At 46.7% G+C, this 19,211-nt stretch carries 17 protein-coding genes; 6 read left to right on the top strand and 11 right to left on the bottom strand.

Features of this window, described 5'->3' with window-relative positions; genetic code table 11:
- The first annotated feature begins 34 nt into the window (after nt 1-34).
- The 4 genes from L5L94_RS08560 (at nt 35) to L5L94_RS08545 (ending at nt 4,530) form a co-directional block, all read left to right on the top strand.
- Nucleotides 35-463, top strand: coding sequence for a hypothetical protein (locus L5L94_RS08560; protein ID WP_263162526.1), 429 nt, complete (start codon nt 35-37; stop codon nt 461-463).
- Between the two features lie 398 nt (nt 464-861).
- Nucleotides 862-2,973, top strand: a complete 2,112-nt coding sequence (locus L5L94_RS08555) for a protein-disulfide reductase DsbD family protein (RefSeq protein ID WP_263147335.1) — start codon at nt 862-864, stop codon at nt 2,971-2,973.
- Nucleotides 2,974-3,095: 122 nt separating this feature from the next.
- The gene (locus L5L94_RS08550; RefSeq protein ID WP_263162524.1) at nt 3,096-3,980 is read left to right on the top strand and encodes a DsbA family protein; all 885 of its coding nucleotides are present in this window, start codon (nt 3,096-3,098) and stop codon (nt 3,978-3,980) included.
- A gap of 25 nt (nt 3,981-4,005) precedes the next feature.
- On the top strand, nt 4,006-4,530 hold the full coding sequence (locus L5L94_RS08545) for a protein disulfide oxidoreductase (protein ID WP_263162522.1): 525 nt from the start codon (nt 4,006-4,008) through the stop codon (nt 4,528-4,530).
- Between the two features lie 111 nt (nt 4,531-4,641).
- Here L5L94_RS08545 and cyoE read toward each other — a convergent pair whose 3' ends face one another.
- The 6 genes from cyoE to L5L94_RS08515 all read right to left on the bottom strand — a co-directional run bounded on the left by cyoE (nt 4,642) and on the right by L5L94_RS08515 (nt 10,197).
- Nucleotides 4,642-5,574, bottom strand: a complete 933-nt coding sequence (cyoE, locus tag L5L94_RS08540; protein WP_263162520.1) for a heme o synthase — start codon at nt 5,572-5,574, stop codon at nt 4,642-4,644.
- A 13-nt stretch (nt 5,575-5,587) separates the two neighbouring features.
- On the bottom strand, nt 5,588-5,929 hold the full coding sequence (gene cyoD, locus L5L94_RS08535) for a cytochrome o ubiquinol oxidase subunit IV (protein WP_263162517.1): 342 nt from the start codon (nt 5,927-5,929) through the stop codon (nt 5,588-5,590).
- The gene (gene cyoC, locus L5L94_RS08530) at nt 5,929-6,549 is read right to left on the bottom strand and encodes a cytochrome o ubiquinol oxidase subunit III (RefSeq protein WP_263162515.1); all 621 of its coding nucleotides are present in this window, start codon (nt 6,547-6,549) and stop codon (nt 5,929-5,931) included. Before cyoC ends, cyoD begins: the two co-directional genes overlap by 1 nt.
- Nucleotide 6,550: 1 nt before the next feature.
- The gene (cyoB, locus tag L5L94_RS08525; protein WP_263162512.1) at nt 6,551-8,530 is read right to left on the bottom strand and encodes a cytochrome o ubiquinol oxidase subunit I; all 1,980 of its coding nucleotides are present in this window, start codon (nt 8,528-8,530) and stop codon (nt 6,551-6,553) included.
- 2 nt (nt 8,531-8,532) lie between these two features.
- Complete coding sequence (gene cyoA / locus L5L94_RS08520) at nt 8,533-9,618, bottom strand: ubiquinol oxidase subunit II (RefSeq protein ID WP_263162509.1); 1,086 nt, start codon at nt 9,616-9,618, stop codon at nt 8,533-8,535.
- A 189-nt stretch (nt 9,619-9,807) separates the two neighbouring features.
- The gene (locus L5L94_RS08515; protein WP_105250682.1) at nt 9,808-10,197 is read right to left on the bottom strand and encodes a hypothetical protein; all 390 of its coding nucleotides are present in this window, start codon (nt 10,195-10,197) and stop codon (nt 9,808-9,810) included.
- A 615-nt stretch (nt 10,198-10,812) separates the two neighbouring features.
- Here L5L94_RS08515 and L5L94_RS08510 point away from each other — a divergent pair.
- Nucleotides 10,813-14,460, top strand: a complete 3,648-nt coding sequence (locus L5L94_RS08510; protein ID WP_263162506.1) for an EAL domain-containing protein — start codon at nt 10,813-10,815, stop codon at nt 14,458-14,460.
- A 97-nt stretch (nt 14,461-14,557) separates the two neighbouring features.
- Complete coding sequence (locus tag L5L94_RS08505) at nt 14,558-15,034, top strand: cytoplasmic protein (RefSeq protein ID WP_263147353.1); 477 nt, start codon at nt 14,558-14,560, stop codon at nt 15,032-15,034.
- A 24-nt stretch (nt 15,035-15,058) separates the two neighbouring features.
- Here L5L94_RS08505 and L5L94_RS08500 read toward each other — a convergent pair whose 3' ends face one another.
- The 5 genes from L5L94_RS08500 to L5L94_RS08480 form a co-directional block, all read right to left on the bottom strand.
- The gene (locus L5L94_RS08500; protein WP_168826299.1) at nt 15,059-16,123 is read right to left on the bottom strand and encodes a sulfate/molybdate ABC transporter ATP-binding protein; all 1,065 of its coding nucleotides are present in this window, start codon (nt 16,121-16,123) and stop codon (nt 15,059-15,061) included.
- A 27-nt stretch (nt 16,124-16,150) separates the two neighbouring features.
- Complete coding sequence (gene cysW, locus L5L94_RS08495; RefSeq protein WP_263162505.1) at nt 16,151-17,002, bottom strand: sulfate ABC transporter permease subunit CysW; 852 nt, start codon at nt 17,000-17,002, stop codon at nt 16,151-16,153.
- A 4-nt stretch (nt 17,003-17,006) separates the two neighbouring features.
- Nucleotides 17,007-17,831 carry a sulfate ABC transporter permease subunit CysT gene (gene cysT / locus L5L94_RS08490; protein WP_263141424.1) on the bottom strand — a complete coding sequence of 275 codons (825 nt, stop codon included), beginning with the start codon at nt 17,829-17,831 and terminating at the stop codon, nt 17,007-17,009.
- A 68-nt stretch (nt 17,832-17,899) separates the two neighbouring features.
- Entirely contained in the window at nt 17,900-18,913 is a 1,014-nt protein-coding gene (locus L5L94_RS08485; protein ID WP_263162503.1) for a sulfate ABC transporter substrate-binding protein, read from the bottom strand.
- Between the two features lie 88 nt (nt 18,914-19,001).
- The gene (locus L5L94_RS08480) at nt 19,002-19,175 is read right to left on the bottom strand and encodes a YezD family protein (protein WP_011790691.1); all 174 of its coding nucleotides are present in this window, start codon (nt 19,173-19,175) and stop codon (nt 19,002-19,004) included.
- Nucleotides 19,176-19,211: the final 36 nt, after the last annotated feature.

The raw sequence follows: 19,211 nt of genomic DNA, 5'->3' as shown, positions 1-19,211 counted from the left end.
ATCGACTAAGCAAACAGGCAACCTATGGGGCGTGATGGTGTTTACCATTCTGACCTTGTTCTGTTTGACTCAAAATAGTGGAATACTTAACTTGTTGCTCAAAGAGTCGAGCGCGCAAGCGATGTCGGCTACGTCTTTTTCTGGAGCTGGTTTTGGCGCCAACTCAGTTTTAAACTCAAGTTCAGCTTTAAACAGCAGCTCAGCTTCAAGCAATATGGCTAGTCACGTCGATGCCCAAATGGCGGGTACTGAGCTGGTCAAAAGCGATCCTAAAAAATGTGAATTGTCTGAGAAATCGATCCGAACCTGTATCGACACTCCGAGTACCATCCCATTTCTTATCCTGCTGTTCCTACTGCCGTTACTTCCCCGCGCCTCCCGCGTGATAACACTGTTACCCATACAAGGTTATCAAGCTAAACCTAGGCGAATACATCTCACACATTGTCGCTTTCAAGAATAAAAACTTATTTATCAATTTGATAGGTGGGTTTGTTTAGGCATGCTTTCTCTCAGTCAATATTTGACTTTTCTCGCCAGTTTGCCGGTAGAAAAGAAAGTTAAGCGGCTGCAGAACATCCAATTTTACACATCACACCTCCCTATCTGACTGCTTGAACTTAAGCCTTCTATCACGCTGATGTTTCTTAAGCCATAACGATATTGGTAACCAGAACATAGCGTTAGCCAATATTTATATGGCCTAAAAGCAAGGTAAGCATGCACGCAGCATCACAGAGTCTTGTTTAACTTAGCTTGGTCTAACAGCGCTTAAGTATTGCAATGGCAAATGTGACGACATATCGAAGAGATTAATATGCAATTGAATAACAAACAGTTAATGCATATTTGGGGGACAAAATGAGTACATTAAAATCCATGTTAACCAGATTCTGGATACTCGCCTTAATAGTGACGAGCCCGTCGCTATTGGCCGCATCGACGGGGTGGTTAGTTAACGATAATCACCCGCCAGCCAAAGTACGCTTTATGCTGACGGGCGAAGTTGATCCCGCAACGAATACTTTGCCTGCTGTGCTTGAAGTACAACTTGAGGGTGATTGGAAAACCTATTGGCGCAGCCCTGGTGAAGGCGGTATCGCGCCGACGATAAAATGGAATGGCTCTCGCAATCTACAGCAAGTAGATTGGAGGTGGCCAGCGCCAGAGGAATTCTCATTATTGGGATTACAAACCTTTGGTTACAAAGGTAATACCACCTTTCCCTTAACCCTAAAAGTCGATGATATCGCTGCTCCAACTCAGCTGCGTGGCAAAGTGACCTTGTCGACCTGTACCACTATCTGTGTACTGACGGATTATCAGATTAGTCTCGACTTCACGCCCAATGCGCTGCAAGCGGATACCGATGCCATGTTGGCTTATAACAAGGCCGTGTCGCTTGTGCCACAAAAAGTGTTGTCCCAAGAGGGCCAGAATCCTGCGGTGACAATGGGTTGGGATGCCGCCAAAGGTCAACTTGAAGTCAGACTCAATGATGCCAACTGGCAGAGTCCAACCGTGATTATCGATGGCGAGCCAGATACCACATTCAAGCTAGTGAGCTTAAAGCCAAGCGAAAGAGATGCTAACGGCAAGCAATTGATTGGGATTTTTAGCGGTAAAAGTTGGCTGGGCGAGCCTGAAGTTTTGGGTAAATCACTGAACATAACTGTCGCCGATAGCGAGCGGGCGTTGGAATACAGCGCCGAGGTTAAGCCTGTGGTGATTTCCCAAGCAAGTACCTCGATATTTGGCATGATTTTGTTAGCGCTTATCGGTGGTTTGATCTTAAACGTCATGCCCTGCGTGTTACCCGTTCTCGGCATGAAGCTCAGTTCAGTGGTTGCTGCGCCTGATCTGAAGCGTAATCAAATCCGCCAACAGTTCATCGCATCAGCGCTGGGGATATTGGCCTCATTCTGGTTACTGGCTGGCTTTATCTTAATGCTTAAGCTCACGGGTCAAGCGATTGGTTGGGGTGTGCAGTTCCAAAACCCTTGGTTTATCGGCTTTATGGCGCTGGTGACCACAGTGTTTGCCTTCAATATGTTAGGTGTGTTTGAGATCAACTTACCCTCTAACGTGCAAACCAAGTTGGCGACAACGGGCGGCAATAATAACAGCGGCCATTTTTTACAAGGCATGTTTGCGACGCTGCTGGCGACACCGTGCAGTGCACCATTTTTGGGGACTGCGGTCGCCTTCGCCTTGGGCGCCGATGTACTGAGCCTGTTTGCCATCTTTACCGCGTTGGCCGTGGGTATGGCGTTCCCTTGGTTGATTGTGGCGGCATTTCCGCAAGTGGCGGGTTATTTCCCTAAACCCGGTCGCTGGATGAATACAGTCAAAGTGTTTTTCTCCGGCATGTTGCTCATCACCAGTTTGTGGCTGATTAGCCTGTTGGCCAGCTTTATTGATGTGCTCTACCTGTGGCCATTAGCGGGTGTCATTACACTGATATTTATGGTGTTTATGGCTAAGAAATATGGCGCGATTGCTATTGTGAGCTGCTTAGGTATCGGCATTTTACTGTCGGCGGTTATTGCATTTATGACGGCGAACCAGTGGGCTAAACCTTTACCTGCGGATCTTGCTTGGACGCCATTGGATCAAGCATTGATTAATCAGCAGGTTGCCAAAGGCAAAACTGTGTTTGTCGATGTCACTGCCGATTGGTGCATTACCTGTAAGGCCAATAAAGTTGGCGTGATCTTGCAAGATCCAGTCTATAGCCTGTTGCAACAGCCGCATATTTTGCCGATGAAGGGCGATTGGACCACGCCTTCTGAGCCCATAACTCACTACCTGCAAAGCCATAATCGTTTCGGGGTGCCATTCAACGTGGTTTACGGCCCGGGTGCACCGCAAGGGATTGAGTTACCGGAAATTCTATCGACTGACCTTGTGCTTGCTGCGATTGAACAGGCCTCTGCGTCCCCTGAAAAGTCATCCGTAGCGGCAGGGAAATAACGCTAACGACTAGCCGTTCACTCGGCAATATCACTAGCCAATCTCGTACGGTAGCTCGCCGAGTGACACTCAACAAATACTCAGGTCAGGAAGCCCCTGACCTGAAACAATGGAAATTGATTATGAAACAGACAATTGAAGCACAAAACATCACTGAATCAATGCAGAATACTCAACTCATCGGAGGCACCAAAATGTCGAAATTTAGCTCTTTATTCAAACATCGCAAGTTGCAGATGTTTGCTGTCTCGGTTGTCGCCATGGCAATGCTGGTGGTTTCCTTGCCTTCGGTGAGCACCATGGCCTATGCCAAGGACAGCAGTTTATCGGCGGCGCAGCAACAAGAGGTGCGAGCGATTCTTAAAGATGCCTTGATCAATGATCCTGACCTAATGAGAGAGGCGATTATTGCGTGGCAAGCAAGGGAGCAAGAGGGGGCAAATACAGCCATGCAAACCAGTCTTGTGACCCATCATAAAGCCATGTATGAGATCAAAAGCGATCCGTGGAAGGGCGCTGCGACACCTGAGATTGAGATGGTGTACTTCACCGATTTTAACTGCCCATACTGCAAGAAAATCGAGCCTTCGCTGAACCAGCTGATTGAAGAATTTCCGCAGTTAAAAATCATAGTCAAAATGGTGCCGCTGCAGGGCGAAGGCTCCAAAATGGCGGTCGATTTTGCCCAAACGGTTTGGTTAAACGAGCCTGAAAAGTATCTCAAGGTGAAGGATATGTTGATGTCGAGTCCGCGTGGACTCGATGCCGCCGCCATCGCTAAGGTCGCTAAACTGACGGCAACCGAGCGTTGGGTTGGCAACACAGATGAGCGCGTGGCTAAAATGGTCGATGACAATGTTAATTTAATGAATGAGTTAGGCATAGGTGGCACTCCAAGTATGATAGTGGCCGATACGCTTATTCCCGGATTAGTGCCTTACGAAGTGTTAAAAGAGCAGCTTGAAGCCGCTATTGCCGCTAAAGATAAGACGCAGAAGAGCAGTTAAGATGCCGCCAAAGGAAACTGAAAATATGAGCGCCGAACAGGTTTCGACATCTTTATCTAAACGCATATTGGGCTGGATTAAGCAGCTGGCACTTTGGCTGCTCATTGCCCTTATCGTGACCAGCGTGATGGACATCTGGCGCGGCAAAGATATCCCGCGGGATAATTTGCCGCAGCTCCAAGGGACGACGTTGGCTGGGGAAGCGCTTGATATTGCTAAGTTAAGCCAAGATCAGGCGGTATTGGTGTACTTTTGGGGTACTTGGTGCCCTGTGTGTAATTTTGTCAGCCCGGCAGTCAATCAAATGTCGGCCTATTACCCCGTGGTGACGGTTGCCATGAATTCGGGGGAGGATGAGAAACTGAGAAAATATCTTCAGCATCAAGGCTATGGCTTTGACACTATTAACGATAGTGACAGCAAGATTGCCCGTGATTGGTCATTGCAGGCGACGCCAACCATTATGATCTTTAAAGAGGGTGAGCTAAAACACTATACGACAGGCTTTACTAGCCTACCCGGTATGTGGTGGCGAATGATGTTCACTTAGAAGTGATGCTTCAGGGGCTGTTTTAGGAGAGAAAAAAAGCGCTAATCTTGGTTAGCGCTTTTGTATTATCAACTTATTTCAGGACTAGACAACTAGCTGAAAGCTTAGGGTTTACCTCACTAAAGTGAGTAGCGGTGCCTGACTCACAACTTGGAAGTCGAGCGCCATAGTCACACTGAGCGCCGTAATAGTGATGATTGAAAAACCAAACACTTGGCGAGCCCAGCGGTGCATGTCGATGCCGTGGCGATAACCTTTTAATGCCATGGCAAGCCACCACAGGCTAGTGGCACAGGTGACTGCCATAAAGGCGATACCTGTGTAACCCGCGAGTGGTAACAGCGCACTGACTAAGGCGAACACAGCAATATAAAGCACGATATGCAGTTTTGCCTTGGTCATGCCTTCTGCAACCGGCAGTACTGGAATATTGGCTGCCGCATAGTCATTAAAACGGAAAATCGCGATGGCATAGGAATGCGGCATCTGCCATAGACTGAACATCAACAGCAAAATAGCCGCGCCCATGTCCATTTGCCCTGTCACACTGCAATAGCCAACCACGGGCGGTACTGCGCCCGAGAAGCTGCCGACCAAAGTGCCATACACTGAGTTACGTTTCATATAGAGGCTATAAACCCCCACATAAACGATGTAACCAATAACGGCAAATAGCAGGGCTAATGCATTGGTAAACAAGGCTAAGATGCTAAAGCCTAACACACCTAAGGCGAGTCCAAATGCAAGTACGTTACCCACGGCAATTTCGCCCGTGACGGTCACGCGTTTGCAGGTGCGCTGCATCTTGGCGTCGATATCACGGTCAATACAGTTATTGATTGCGCAACCCGAGGCTACGACCAAGGACAATCCCACTAAGCTCGCCAGCATCAAGACCAAATTTACGTCGCCTTTGGCGGCTAATAAAAAACCGCCAGCAACGGAAATCAGATTCCCGAAAATGATGCCAGGCTTAGTGACCTGCACATACCCTTTGAAGCGTGCTTTCCATTGCGGTGACATAAATCTGTCTTGTGTTTGCATAGACTGTTTCTCGTTACATCATCAAAGCGTTGGCTTCGAGTATGATCCACACCGACAAGCCGACGACCATGACAATAATCAGGGCGGTAAACAGGAAGGAGAAGGTATTCACTTTGCCTTCTTTCGAGAAATCTAAGTGCAAGAAGTACTTAAGATGTACCACTATCTGCACTATCGCCATCACTAGCACTAAGCTAAGGGTGGTCGCTTTCTCGAAGTGATGGGTCATTACGGCCCAAAATGGAATGGCGGTTAATATCACTGACAGCACAAAGCCCATTAGATATGACTTAATGCTCGCGGCCAGATCGTCAGTGCCATGGCTATGCTTATCAGTATGACTATGTGCGCTCATTACAGTGCTCCCAATAAATACACGACCGTGAATACACAAATCCACACTATGTCGAGGAAATGCCAGAACAGGCTTAAGCAGCTCAGGCGGGTGATGCTGCGATGACCTAAACCGGTTTTCGCCACTTCAATCATCATGATCGCCATCCAAATCAGACCTGCGGTCACGTGCAAGCCGTGCATACCGACCAGGGTGAAGAAGGAGGACAGGAAAGCGCTACGCTGTGGGCCATTGCCGTGTTCAATCAGGTGATGGAACTCATAGACTTCCATCCCGATAAACACACAACCGAGGGCGAAGGTGACGAGTAACCAAGCCAAGGTCGCGGCTTTGTTGTGGCGTTTAGCAAAAATCAGCGCCATGCCATAGGTAATACTACTGACGAGCAGGGCGGCAGTTTCGATCAGCACAAAGTCCAATTCGAAAATGTCTTTACCCGAAACGCCACCGTCCGTGTTCATGTAGAGCACAGCATAGGTTGCGAAAACCGAGGCAAACAAAATGCAGTCTGTCATCAGGTAAATCCAAAAACCAAACAGGGTGTTGCCACTCGCATCATGGTGTTCGTGATGATCTTCTGCGTGAGCTACTTCTAAATCTGCTGGGATTGCAATACTCATATCAGCCCCTTACTACATTGTTTAAGTGGGCATTTTCAATGCGAGCCACTTCATCGGGTTGCACGTAATAGTCGACGTCATTGTTATAGGCACGGAATAAGAACACGATAAACGCCCCCACTAAGCCCACAATGGCTAACCAGAGAATGTGCCAAATAGCGGCAAAACCCGCGGCAGTGATCCCCAGCGCCATTAAGATACCGCTTGAGGTATTTTTCGGCATATGGATAGCTTGGTAGTGTTTGAGGCCTTGATAAGCCAAGCCTTTTTCTTTCGCATCGGTAAAGGCATCGATATCAGCAACCTGTGGCAGCTTAGCGAAGTTATAGAACTGCGGTGGAGAAGCGGTTGACCACTCTAAAGTATGGCCATTCCATGGATCGCCCGTGGTGTCGCGGTTTTGGTCGCGGTCACGGATACTCACGTACAGTTGGATAAACTGCAGAATGATACCGACCATGATGATGCAAGCACCCACGGCGGCTAAGTAGATCCACAGGTTCCATGCTGGGTTATCCGTATGACTAATTCGGCGCGTCATACCCATAAAGCCTAATACGTACAGCGGCATAAAGGCCACATAGAAACCGATTTGCCAGCACCAGAATGACGCTTTACCTAAACGCTCATTCAAATGGAAACCTGTCGCTTTAGGGAACCAGTAAGCAAAGCCTGCTAAGTAACCAAATACCGCGCCACCAATAATAGTGTTATGGAAATGCGCGATTAAAAACAAACTGTTATGTAGAACGTAGTCGGCACCTGGTAAGGCTAGTAACACCCCTGTCATACCACCTATAGTGAAAGTCACCATAAAGCCCAGCGTCCACAACACTGGTACCGTTAAACGTAGGCGGCCACGGTAGATAGTGAACAACCAGTTAAACAGTTTTACCCCGGTTGGAACCGCAATCACCATAGTCATCACCCCGAAGAAGGCGTTGACGTTGGCACTTGAGCCCATGGTGAAGAAGTGGTGTAACCAAACGATGAAACCTAGAATTGAAATCGCACCACTCGCCCACACCATAGAGGTGTAACCGAACAGACGTTTAGAGGTAAAGGTTGAGATCACATCGGAGAAAATACCAAAAGCAGGCAAAATCAGGATGTAAACTTCAGGATGTCCCCACGCCCAAAACAGGTTGATATACATCATGGCGTTACCGCCACCGTCATTGGTGAAGAAGTGGAAATCCATGTAACGGTCGAGTGTCAGCAGGGCTAACACAGCGGTTAAGATTGGGAATGACGCGACGATCAGTATGTTCGCCCAAGTACAAGTCCAAGTGAAGATTGGCATTTGCATCAGCTTCATGCCTGGGGCACGCATCTTCAGCACGGTGGCGATAAAGTTCACCCCGGTTAAGGTTGTCCCTATGCCCGAAATCTGCAGTGCCCAGATATAGTAATCGACTCCAACCCCCGGACTGTAAGCCAGCTCTGAGAGGGGGGGATACGCCACCCAACCTGTCTTAGCAAATTCACCTAAACCCAATGAAATATTGATCAGCACAGCGCCAGAGGCGGTCAGCCAGAAACTGAGGTTGTTCAAGAAGGGGAAGGCAACGTCGCGTGCGCCAATCTGCAGCGGCACGACTAAGTTCATTAGACCTATCATAAATGGCATCGCCATAAAGATAATCATGATCACGCCGTGGGCGGTGAAGATCTGGTCGTAATGTTCTGGCGGCAGATAACCTGCTGCGCCGTTGGTGGCGAGTGCTTGCTGGGTACGCATCATAATGGCATCGGAGAAGCCACGAATGAGCATCACTAAAGCCAACACTATGTACATGATACCGAGGCGTTTATGGTCAACTGAAGTTAACCAATTATTCCAGAGTACACTCCATTTTTTGTGTTTAGTGATCAAGGCTGCGATATACAAACCTACCACAGCGACGACCGCTAGGGTCACCATGATGATGGGCTCGTGATACGGAATCGCATCTAAGCTTAATTTACCGAGAAATGACATGATTACTCCGCCTCCACTTTATGAGTGGATGAGTGCTCTAGGGATGAAGGTTCTGTGGATGAGTCTTGTGTTAATGACGGTACAGAAGGTGCTGAGCTATCCATGTCGGCCATGTTCTGTGTATTTTCCATCGCGTGTTCGCCTGCCATATGTGCCATGTCTGCCATGTCAGATGTGTGCTCAGTGCCCATGTGTTCCATGCCTGCGTGCATGTCCATTCCTTCGTGACCTTTTATGCCCTCATGTGAGTCCATGTGCATGTATTGCATCACGATTTGGTCAAACATCCCTTTGCTCACTGAGCCAAAGTATTCAACTGGATTGTATTCACTCGGTTTAGCCAGTGTGGCATAGGCCGCTGAGTCCAATGTCTTGCCCTGTTGTTTTAACTTGGCAACCCATGCCTCGAAGTCAGCAGGTGTTTGAGTGGCAATCGCTTTAAACTTCATGCCCGCAAATCCAGCGCCGCTGTAGTTAGCCGAGATACCGTCGAAGGTGCCTGGCTCGTTAGCGATCAAATGCAATTTAGTGGTCATGCCCGCCATAGAATAAATCTGGCTGCCTAACTGAGGGATGAAGAAGGAGTTCATCGCAGTGTCAGAGGTGATCTTAAAGTTCACCGGCACATTGGCTGGGAACGCCAACTCATTGACCGATGCCACGCCTTGTTCTGGATAAATGAATAACCATTTCCAGTCCAGCGACACTACTTCAACCGTGACGGGTTTCGCTTCGTGTTCTAAAGGTTTATATGGATCAAGATCATGGGTCGAACCCCAAGTGATCACACCTAGCACTATCACGATCACAATCGGCACTATCCACACTACGGTTTCAATCGCCGTTGAGTGTGCCCATTTAGGCGCATAGATTTCCTGATCACGGCCATCGCGGTATTTCCACGCGAAGTACAATGTCATGGCAATCACAGGGATAACGACAATGAGCATGAGTAGGGTGGCGACGATAATCAGGTGTTTTTCATCGATACCGATTTGGCCCTTAGGGTCCAACACACCGCCATCACAACCCGCGAGCATGAGTGCTACTGCCGCAATTGCTGCTTTACTTAATTTTCGAATTAACAAAGGAAGATTCCTCTAACCCTAAGGTTTACAACTCTGCCAAGCGTTAACCGGCAGTCGCACTAAGCGGCGTTATCTGAGCGCAAATCCTGAAACCCAAGAGGCATGACACAATAATGTGCCGCCATCACGAGGCAAATCTAAGATCAGCTTTCAGCGCTTAATGCTTAATTTGAATTTAAAAACAGAGGGTTAAAATGGCGGAGCGCGACAACCGTGGGCGGTATGTTCGAGGGATTTTAGCCTTGGGGGTGCTAAAAAAAGTGAAGCGTTAGTTAAATCGAGATGATTGAAAAATTTGAAGCAGCAGTCGATTAAATGCCATAACTGCAGAATAACGAGGGGGTTGAGCAATAACAGGCTGAGCAGACTAGCGCCGATAAACTCGACTAAAAAGCCATTGCTGAGGCTGATTAATTCACTAATATCGACACAACCGCCGATCAACACAGATAAAACGTCAGCAATAGGCAGCACAAACAATAACCCGAAAAACAGGGTTAGATTTGTCATGCTAAAGGTTGAAAGCCGAATAGTTAGGTTCAATCTTTCAACAATGAATTGGCTAAGAGCTAATTTCAATTAATGAGTCCGGCTGAACGGGAAAAGGAGTCAGTTGGCAGAACAAAAAATATTCAGCATGTAACTTTTTTATGCGGCAGGAGGATACCAAGAAGCGGCTATTGAATGAAAGCGGATCCCCGTAGTAAAAGGGCTTTAGTATTAAAAAAACCTTAATTAAAACTAAATTGGATCGTTAGATTTACAAAATTAACATTATTTAAACTGATTTTGTTCTCATAAAATAAAAAAATGTGAAGCCTCTCATTTATTCATTTTGACTAAAGTTGATTTGCTCGTGGCGTCATTGAGTTGATTACAGCCCCTATAAACATGTTCGCTTTACCCGCAAAAAGACTAAGCTTAACTTCTATGGCGGGGCTAATGTTGCCGGTAGTTGTCTTGATGGGTTAGCTTGTTTGTCGCAAGATTGGGCTCGCCAAGTTTGGCTGTGTGATTAAGTGCATTTGAGATCGGCATCCCAAATAAAAACATCACGTTAAATGAGTGATTGCGTCAGTCATTTACGCTATTTACATTAGATAAACCGATTATTAAACTGTGAACTTATCTCGCCCCTGATATGTGCTTGAGATTGAGCCTGTGAGTAGGGCATGATGCTTCTCAATTCTCGAAGTGCGTCAGCATGAAGGACTACACATAAAGTCATTTATCCCATACCTTAAGGTAAACATTTTCATCGCCTTAGCTTACGTTATTGTAGGTAAGATTGGTTTGATGATTGCTTTGCCGCCTGGATATTCTGCTGCAATTTGGCCTGCCGCAGGTATTGCTATTGCCGCTTGTGTTTTATGGAAAGAATATGCGCCTTGGATTGGCGTGTTCATTGGTTCTTTGTTGATTAATCTCAACATCAGCGGACATATCCATTGGGGGTGGTTGCCCTTTGCGATTTCAATTGGCTCATCTATACAGGCAGTGCTTTCTGCCTATGTTCTTGGACGAGTCGATCATTTATTCACCCTAGATAATCCTAACGCCGTCATTAAATCCTGCTTGAGTTTAGCTTTAACTTGTACTGTAGCGACTGTTTTTGGCAATTTCTCCTTAGTGATTAACGGTACGATTCCACAGTCCGATTTACTGGGTAGTTTAATAAATTGGTGGACTGGGGATTTGCTCGGTGCCGTGATTTTTATCCCTCTGACTATGTTGCTATTTGATAAGCGAGTTATTTGGCGTTCTCGCCGCATTCAGACGGGTGTGCCTTTGCTGGTGGGCTTTTTATTCTGCGTGGGGATTTATTACTACTCAGATATGAATCAGCGCCAACAGTTACGGGATAAGTTTCTGGTTCAATCTAATGCAATTATTAGCAATATTGAAAGTTTTCAAGATGCTAACCTCCAACAAATTGTTGCCTTAGCAAGCTTGTTCGATAATAGCGAGCAGGTTTCTGAGGATGAGTTTGTACAGTTTGGCAAACGCAATATGTTGATGAAGGATGGCTTTAGAGCTTGGTCTTGGTCACCGCTTGTGGCGGCAGCCGATCAGCAAAGTTTTGAGGCATCAATTCGTTCTGTGGTTGGTGGTTCCTACAAAGTGACTCGTCCCGAAGGCTGGCAGGCGAATACTGATGGTTGGCTAGTCCCTGTGATGTATATTCAGCCGCAGATAGGTAACGAAGCGGCCTTGGGATTAGATCTCAATAGTGAGCCGACGCGAGCTGCTGCCATAGCAAAAGTGCGTGCGACGTTAGCACCCGTGATGACAGCCAAGATTCAATTAGCACAAGATCCCAATGGTCCTGGTGGCACTTTACTCATTGCTCCTGCTTTTGACAGATTGGGTAAGATCTCAGGGTTTTGTTCTGCTGTAATTGATTTGCAAGGCATTATTGATGATGTTGATAGTGTAAAAGGGTTGCAGTGGCAACTGACAGATATGAGTGCGGGCGGTACCTTACTTTATAGCAATACTCAAAAATCGTTTCCCGAATTTAGCAGCAAGCTCTTCAGCGATAAAACTGGGCAGTATTTTCAGGCAAATCTGATGTTAGCGGATCGTCATTGGCATATAGTGATTTATCAATCCTATGCGGTGCTGATGGGCGATACTTTTAGCTTATCGCTACTGATGCTGCTGCTCGCCTTTATCACTTGTGCGGTCGTGGGCGGCATGACACTAGTTTCCTCCGGCGAGCGCCAACGTATTGCCGAAAAAGTGACAGAAAAAACCATGGCATTGTCGAAGGAAATTGCCCGCCGTCAGGCTTTTCAAGCTACCTTGGTCGAAAGTGAGCAAAAATATCGAAACCTATTTGATAAGGCCCCTGTGGGGCATGTGCTTAAACGTTTAGACGATGGTCAATTTGTGGCGATTAACCCCGCCTTTCAAGCGATTACGGGTTATTCACTCGATGAGCTTAATCAACTTGATCCTTGGGATCTTACCCCAAAGCGTTATCAATTAAGTGAAACTGAGCAATTAGAGCGCTTAAAGCAGACGCGCCGTTACGGTCCCTATCAGAAGCATTATTTACATAAAAATGGCCAATTAGTGGCGGTGCGCCTCAACGGGGCTTTAGTTACTGGTGCCAATGGTGAACAGCTAATTTTGTTTATCGTCGAAGATATTACCGAGCAGGAGCGTACCGTTGCGCGGGTAAATCTCTTGGCGCAAGTATTTCAGCAGAGTGGTGAAGGCATCACGATTATGGATGCCAACGATATTATTGTGGATGTGAATAGCGCATTTTCTCAGATCACGGGTTATTCCCGAGAGGACATTATTGGTAAAAACTGCCGTTTTATAGAGGCTGAACGAACGGATAAAAGTATCGATTCTCAAGTCCGTGCTGCCCTCGAACAAACGGGTTTCTGGCAAGGTGAAGTCTGGGATAGGCATAAACAAGGCTACGATTTCCCGAAATGGTTGATGATGTCTGTGGTGCGGGATGATTCTGGTGCCGTGAGTCACTATATTGGCAGCTTTACCGATATCAGTGAGCGTAAAGTCAGTGAGGAACGCATTCATTTCCTTGCCCATCATGACTCTTTGACCTTATTGCCTAATCGACTGAGCTTGCAGTCGCGCCTCGAAGTGGTGTTTAAGGATGCTCTGGTATCCCACAGCCAAATAGCGGTAATGTTCATCGACATGGACCACTTTAAAAATATCAACGATACCTTGGGTCATCATGTGGGCGATCAACTGCTGCTAGAGGTGGCCCGACGTTTGAAATACATCGTTGGTGATAATGATACTGTGGCGCGTTTGGGGGGCGATGAGTTTGTGGTTGCCTTGTCCGATACGAACCATGATGAAGTGGCCAGTTTAGCCGAGGCGCTGCGCAGTGGTTTGAGTCAAACCTATGTGATTAATAATCAAGCATTACATTCATCGCCAAGTATAGGGATCAGTTTATTCCCCAATGATGGTGACAGTGTTGAAGCCTTGATGAAAAATGCCGATATGGCCATGTACCGCGCAAAAGCGGCTGGACGCAATAACTATCAATTCTTTACTGCGGCAATGAACACCTTGATCACTGAGCGCCAGCATATTGAAACGGGCCTGAGGCAAGTGTTAGCAAACGACGAATTGCGGCTGCATTATCAGCCACAAATTGATATTAGAAGCGGGCAAGTGGTCAGTGTCGAAGCGCTTGTGCGCTGGCAGCATCCCGAATTTGGCATGATAGCGCCTGACCGTTTTATTCCCATTGCCGAAGAGATCGACATGATCATCCCAATTGGCCAATGGGTGTTAGAAACGGCGATGGCGCAACTTGCTGTCTGGCGCGCAGCGGGTGCCACTGAGTTGCGAATGGCAGTGAATCTGTCAGCGCATCAACTCCGTAAGGATACGATAGTCGCCGATATTACCAATGTGCTGGTGAAGCATAAGTTGGGCAAAGGCGCACTGGAGCTGGAGATTACCGAGAGTGTGGCGATGCAATATCCTGAGCAGAATGCGCGCCTATTAGCGGAATTGCGCCAACATGGTATCGAGCTCGCCATCGATGATTTTGGTACAGGATATTCCTCTTTATCCTATTTGAAACTCTTGCCCTTAGACAGGTTAAAGCTCGACCGATCCTTTGTGAAGGATATTGAGACCGACCCGAACGATGCAGCCATTAGCGCTGCAACTATTTCTATGTCCCATGAATTAGGGTTAACTGTGGTCGCTGAAGGGGTTGAAAATGAGGCGCAATTGGTATTATTGTCGAGCATGGGGTGCGACTTAGTGCAAGGGTTTTACTTTAGTAAACCCTTAGCGGCAGAAGAGTGTTTCCGCTTTATCCAGCGTAATTTATAACGGCAGAGTGTTGTTGTTTTTCTAATGCTGGCGCAGAGTTGGACTATACTTGAGTTCGCATTATGCATGCGTTAATCAAAATACTAAGGATGGTTTTATGCAAGTCATCTTCACTAAAGGTACTCAGCGTTATGGCCAGTTGCGCTGTGTGCGCATGGACGGTAGTGCGACCCAAACCCAAATGCCAGAACAAGGTATAGCACCTCACGATATGATCCACTATGTGGTTGAAAAACGCCTGCATATTCAAGGCGCTTTTTTCTCGCAGATCAGAGCTGGCGCCGATATCAGCTTTACCTTAGAGCATAATGAAATCTCCCGCGCCATCGCAGATAAAACGGAAGTGTGGCAAACCGAATCCATAGTCGAGACCTTGCAGTCGCTACTCTGGTCGGGCGAAACGCCAACCTATGACGGCTTTATTTATCTGTTAGAGCAAGCCTGTAGCAGTCGAGACTTAGCCGTTCCTACTGTTAACCAAACAGATTTTGATCATATTCTCAATGAGATTATGGATTTGAGTGTTGAGTGGCAGGGAATGGGAGAAGGTCAGTCCTTGACCTTGAAGTTCTGATCTATTGATTATGGCGGTGAGTGGCTAAATGCCTTCCCCTAAAAAGACTTTGGTATAGCGTGGCTGGATCCAAGCGCTATCACCTTTGTTTATGCCAAGCTGTTTAAATTGCACTTTAGATAATTCAACATGGATCAGTTGGTTATCTAGCTCAGTTAGGACTTCTAATCTCACTGCAGGGCCAACTATGGTCACTAAGTCTAAACTGACTTTAAGGGCATTTTCAGTTGGTTGTGTCAGTACCTCGATTTCGTGTGGGCGAACATAGGCCAAGCCTTGTTGCTCTTCGCTAATTGTGTGTTCAGGTGAGGGTATGTGGATATTGCCTATAGTGCTATGCCCTTGTTTTACCCGGGCATGAAATAGGTTCACATTGCCAAGAAACTCGTACACAAAAGGATTGCTTGGATTATCATAGACTTCTTCTGGCGTACCTTGCTGCTCGATACGACCTTGATTCATCACTACAATTTTATCTGCGACTTCGAGTGCTTCTTCCTGATCATGGGTCACAAATACGGTAGTGACATTAATCTCATCGTGTAAGCGTCTTAACCAGCGGCGTAATTCTGCGCGGACTTTTGCATCGAGCGCGCCAAAGGGTTCGTCTAACAGTAGAACCTTAGGTTCGACCGCAAGCGCGCGGGCGAGTGCGATGCGTTGCCTTTGACCGCCTGAAAGTTGTGATGGATAGCGATTAGCAGTCCAATCTAATTGGACGAGTTTGAGTAATGAATGCACCTTATCGGCAATGTCTGCCTTACTCGGACGTGTTTTTCGTGGTCTGACTGTGAGTCCATAGGCGACATTTTCGAATACAGTCATATGTTTAAATAGGGCGTAATGTTGGAATACAAAACCGACACCGCGTTCACTCACATGCTGTGTGGTGATGTCTTCGCCATTAAATCTGACTATGCCACTGTCGGCCTGTTCGAGTCCGGCAATAATCCTGAGTAAAGTTGTTTTGCCTGAGCCGGATGGGCCTAAAAGGGCTGTCAGCTCTCCGGTTTTGATCTCTAAATTGACCGAGTCCACGGCAACAAAATCACTAAAACGCTTATTAACTTGTTGAATGTGTATGCTCATAATGCTCTGTTCCCAAGGACGTTGCGTTTAGTTAATTTGATGTTTGCGCTCATCTTTCCACTCCACAAGGCTTTTCAGCACTATAGTGACCAGTGCTAAACCTGTGAGCAGGGATGACACGGCAAACGCGGCCGTAAACATGTATTCGTTATAAAGCACTTCTATGTGTAGCGGCATAGTATTGGTCTCACCGCGAATGCGCCCAGAGACCACTGCTACCGCCCCAAACTCGCCCATAGCACGGGCATTACACAGGATCACGCCGTAGAGTAAGCCCCACTTAATGTTAGGCAGTGTGACGTACCAAAAGGTCTTTAAACCACTGGCACCTAGGGTGAGTGAGGCCTCTTCTTCATCTTTGCCCTGTTGTTGCATCAGTGGGATGAGTTCACGGGCAATAAAGGGTAAAGTGCCGAACATGATGACAATGACTATGCCCGGAACGGAAAAAATCACTTTTAAATCATGGGCAGCAAGCCAAGGCCCAAACCAGCCTTGGGCACCGAAGAGGATCACAAAAATCAGCCCGACCACTACGGGTGAAATGGCGAAGGGCATATCGATTATCGAGATCAGTATGGTTTTGCCTCTAAACTCAAATTTAGCAATGGCCCAAGCGATGGCGACACCAAAAATAGCATTAGTGGGTACAACAATAATTAACACTAACAAGGTGAGGCGAATGGAAGCGAGCGCATCGGGATCGGTCACGGCTTGCCACCAGACCTTGAGACCCGCTTCGAAGGCGCCGTAGAGCACAACCGCTAATGGCAAAACCAGAAACAGTGCGAGAAAGCTTAATGCGATCCCGATTAAACTCCACTTTATCCAAGGTGCCTCAGTGGTAGCGTGATGATTTACAGTCGATATTTGACCCATAGACTTAACCTCTTTTACTCGCCCACCACTGTAGGCTATTAATTAATAACAATAAGAGGAAAGCTGCTGCGAGCATGACCACGCCGATAGCCGCTGCGCCGTTATAGTCATATTGCTCAGCTTTGGACACTATCAGTAGCGGAGTAATTTCGGTGCGATAGGGCAAATTGCCCGAGATAAAAATGACGGAACCATATTCGCCCACTGCACGTGCAAAGGCTAAGGCATAACCCGTTAATAATGCAGGTAATATCGCAGGTAGGATTACTCTTCTTATGGTGGTTAATCGATTAGCACCGAGGGATGCTGAGGCTTCTTCAAGTTCCTTTGAAAAGTCAGCCAAAACCGGTTGCACTGTTCGTACGACAAAGGGCAATCCAATGTAAGTTAAGGCGATTACAACACCAATTTGACTGTAGGCGACTTTAATGCCCCATAAGTGTAAATATTGACCTACCCACCCGGTAGTCGAATAAAGCGTTACGAGCGCGATACCTGCGACAGCCGTCGGTAAGGCAAAAGGCAGATCGACTAAAGCATCGACGACTTTTTTACCAAAAAATTGATAACGTACTAACACCCAAGCGACGAGAGTCCCAAAAATGGCATTAATGCTGGCGCCAATAAAAGACGCCGTAAATGACAGCTTGTATGAGGCTACAACCTGAGGATGACTAATTGCGACCCAAAAGTCAGCCCAACTCATTTGCAGCGTAAACAGAACTAATCCGGCTACAGGAATAAGAAATAGCAAACTTAAATATAAAACTGAGAAGCCTAAGGTAATACCAAATCCAGGTAGCACAGATTTTATGACAACCTTGCTCATATCATTATTCCGTCGCGAGATAAGTGAAACCAATGGGCGGTTTCGTATGAGTGAAACCGCGTAAAAGATTACTTGCTAATCTTGGTTAAAATAGAATCGAATTGACCACCATCATTAAAATGCGTTTTTTGTGCTTTGTTCCAGCCACCAAAAACTTCATCAATGGTAAAGAGCGTCAGTTGTGGAAATTTGTCTTTGTATTGCAACGCAACGTCTGGGTTTGTCGGGCGATAAAAGTGTTTTGCTGCTAGGTGTTGTGCTTCATCAGTATAGAGATGTGCTAGGTAAGCTTCTGCTAACTTACGTGTCCCTTTGCGATCGACATTTTTATCTACCACTGTCACTGGTGGCTCGGCAAGAATACTGACACTTGGAACAATGATTTCAAATTCACCTTTTCCTAACTGCTCAACAGATAATATGGCTTCATTTTCCCAAGCGATGAACACATCGCCAATTTTACGCTGTACAAAGGTATTGGTTGCGCCACGGGCGCCAGAGTCCAGCACAGGTACGTTTTTATAAATCTGAGTAACAAACTCTAACGCTTTTTCTTCTGAGCCGTATTGCTTCAGTGCATAACCCCAAGCGGCGAGATAGTTCCAGCGCGCCCCGCCTGAAGTCTTAGGATTTGGGGTAATGACCTCTACACCTTCTCGAACTAAGTCATTCCAGTCATGGATATTTTTGGGATTTCCCTTGCGAACCAATAGCACTATGGTCGAGGTATAGGGCGAGCTATTGTGTGGCAGGCGACTTTGCCAATTTTCAGGAATTAAATCCGCTTTTTGCCTTAATGCATCAACGTCATAGGCCAGTGCCAGAGTGACAACATCCGCTTCTAATCCATCAATAACTGAGCGAGCTTGCGAGCCTGAACCACCATGAGATTGACGTATGGTTGGGGCTTTATGGCCCTGTTTTTGCCAATATTGGCTAAAGAGTTGGTTATATTCCCGATAGAATTCACGGGTTGGATCATAGGAAACATTCAATAGCGTATCTTCAGCGAGTGCGAGAAAACTAGCCGAGGCCAAAACTAAGGTGAGTGTTGCTTTTTGTAGGTGAGATAAAATATTCATACCGAAATCCTCATATTATTTAATAAGGCTTCCGGTTGACCGGTCAGCGATGTGGTCTAACTGTGTTGATTGGGTGGTAAATTTCGTTTTATTTCGACGGCGTAACTTGGTCTAAACGAATTTTTTCTTTCTTTTCTAATTGCACTAATTTCCCATGGTGAAAGGTTAATTCCACTGTCCCAAACTCAATTCTACCCAGTAGTTTTTCTAAACTATTGACGAGCAAGGGGATCACGGTTTGTAGATCTTCTTTGGTTGCCATATAAGTCCTCATGTAAGTGGTTTTTGACAACGTAAT

Source organism: Shewanella sp. SM21 (genome assembly GCF_025654335.1).
Classification (GTDB): domain Bacteria; phylum Pseudomonadota; class Gammaproteobacteria; order Enterobacterales; family Shewanellaceae; genus Shewanella; species Shewanella oncorhynchi.
This window is presented reverse-complemented; position numbering and strand designations above follow the sequence as displayed.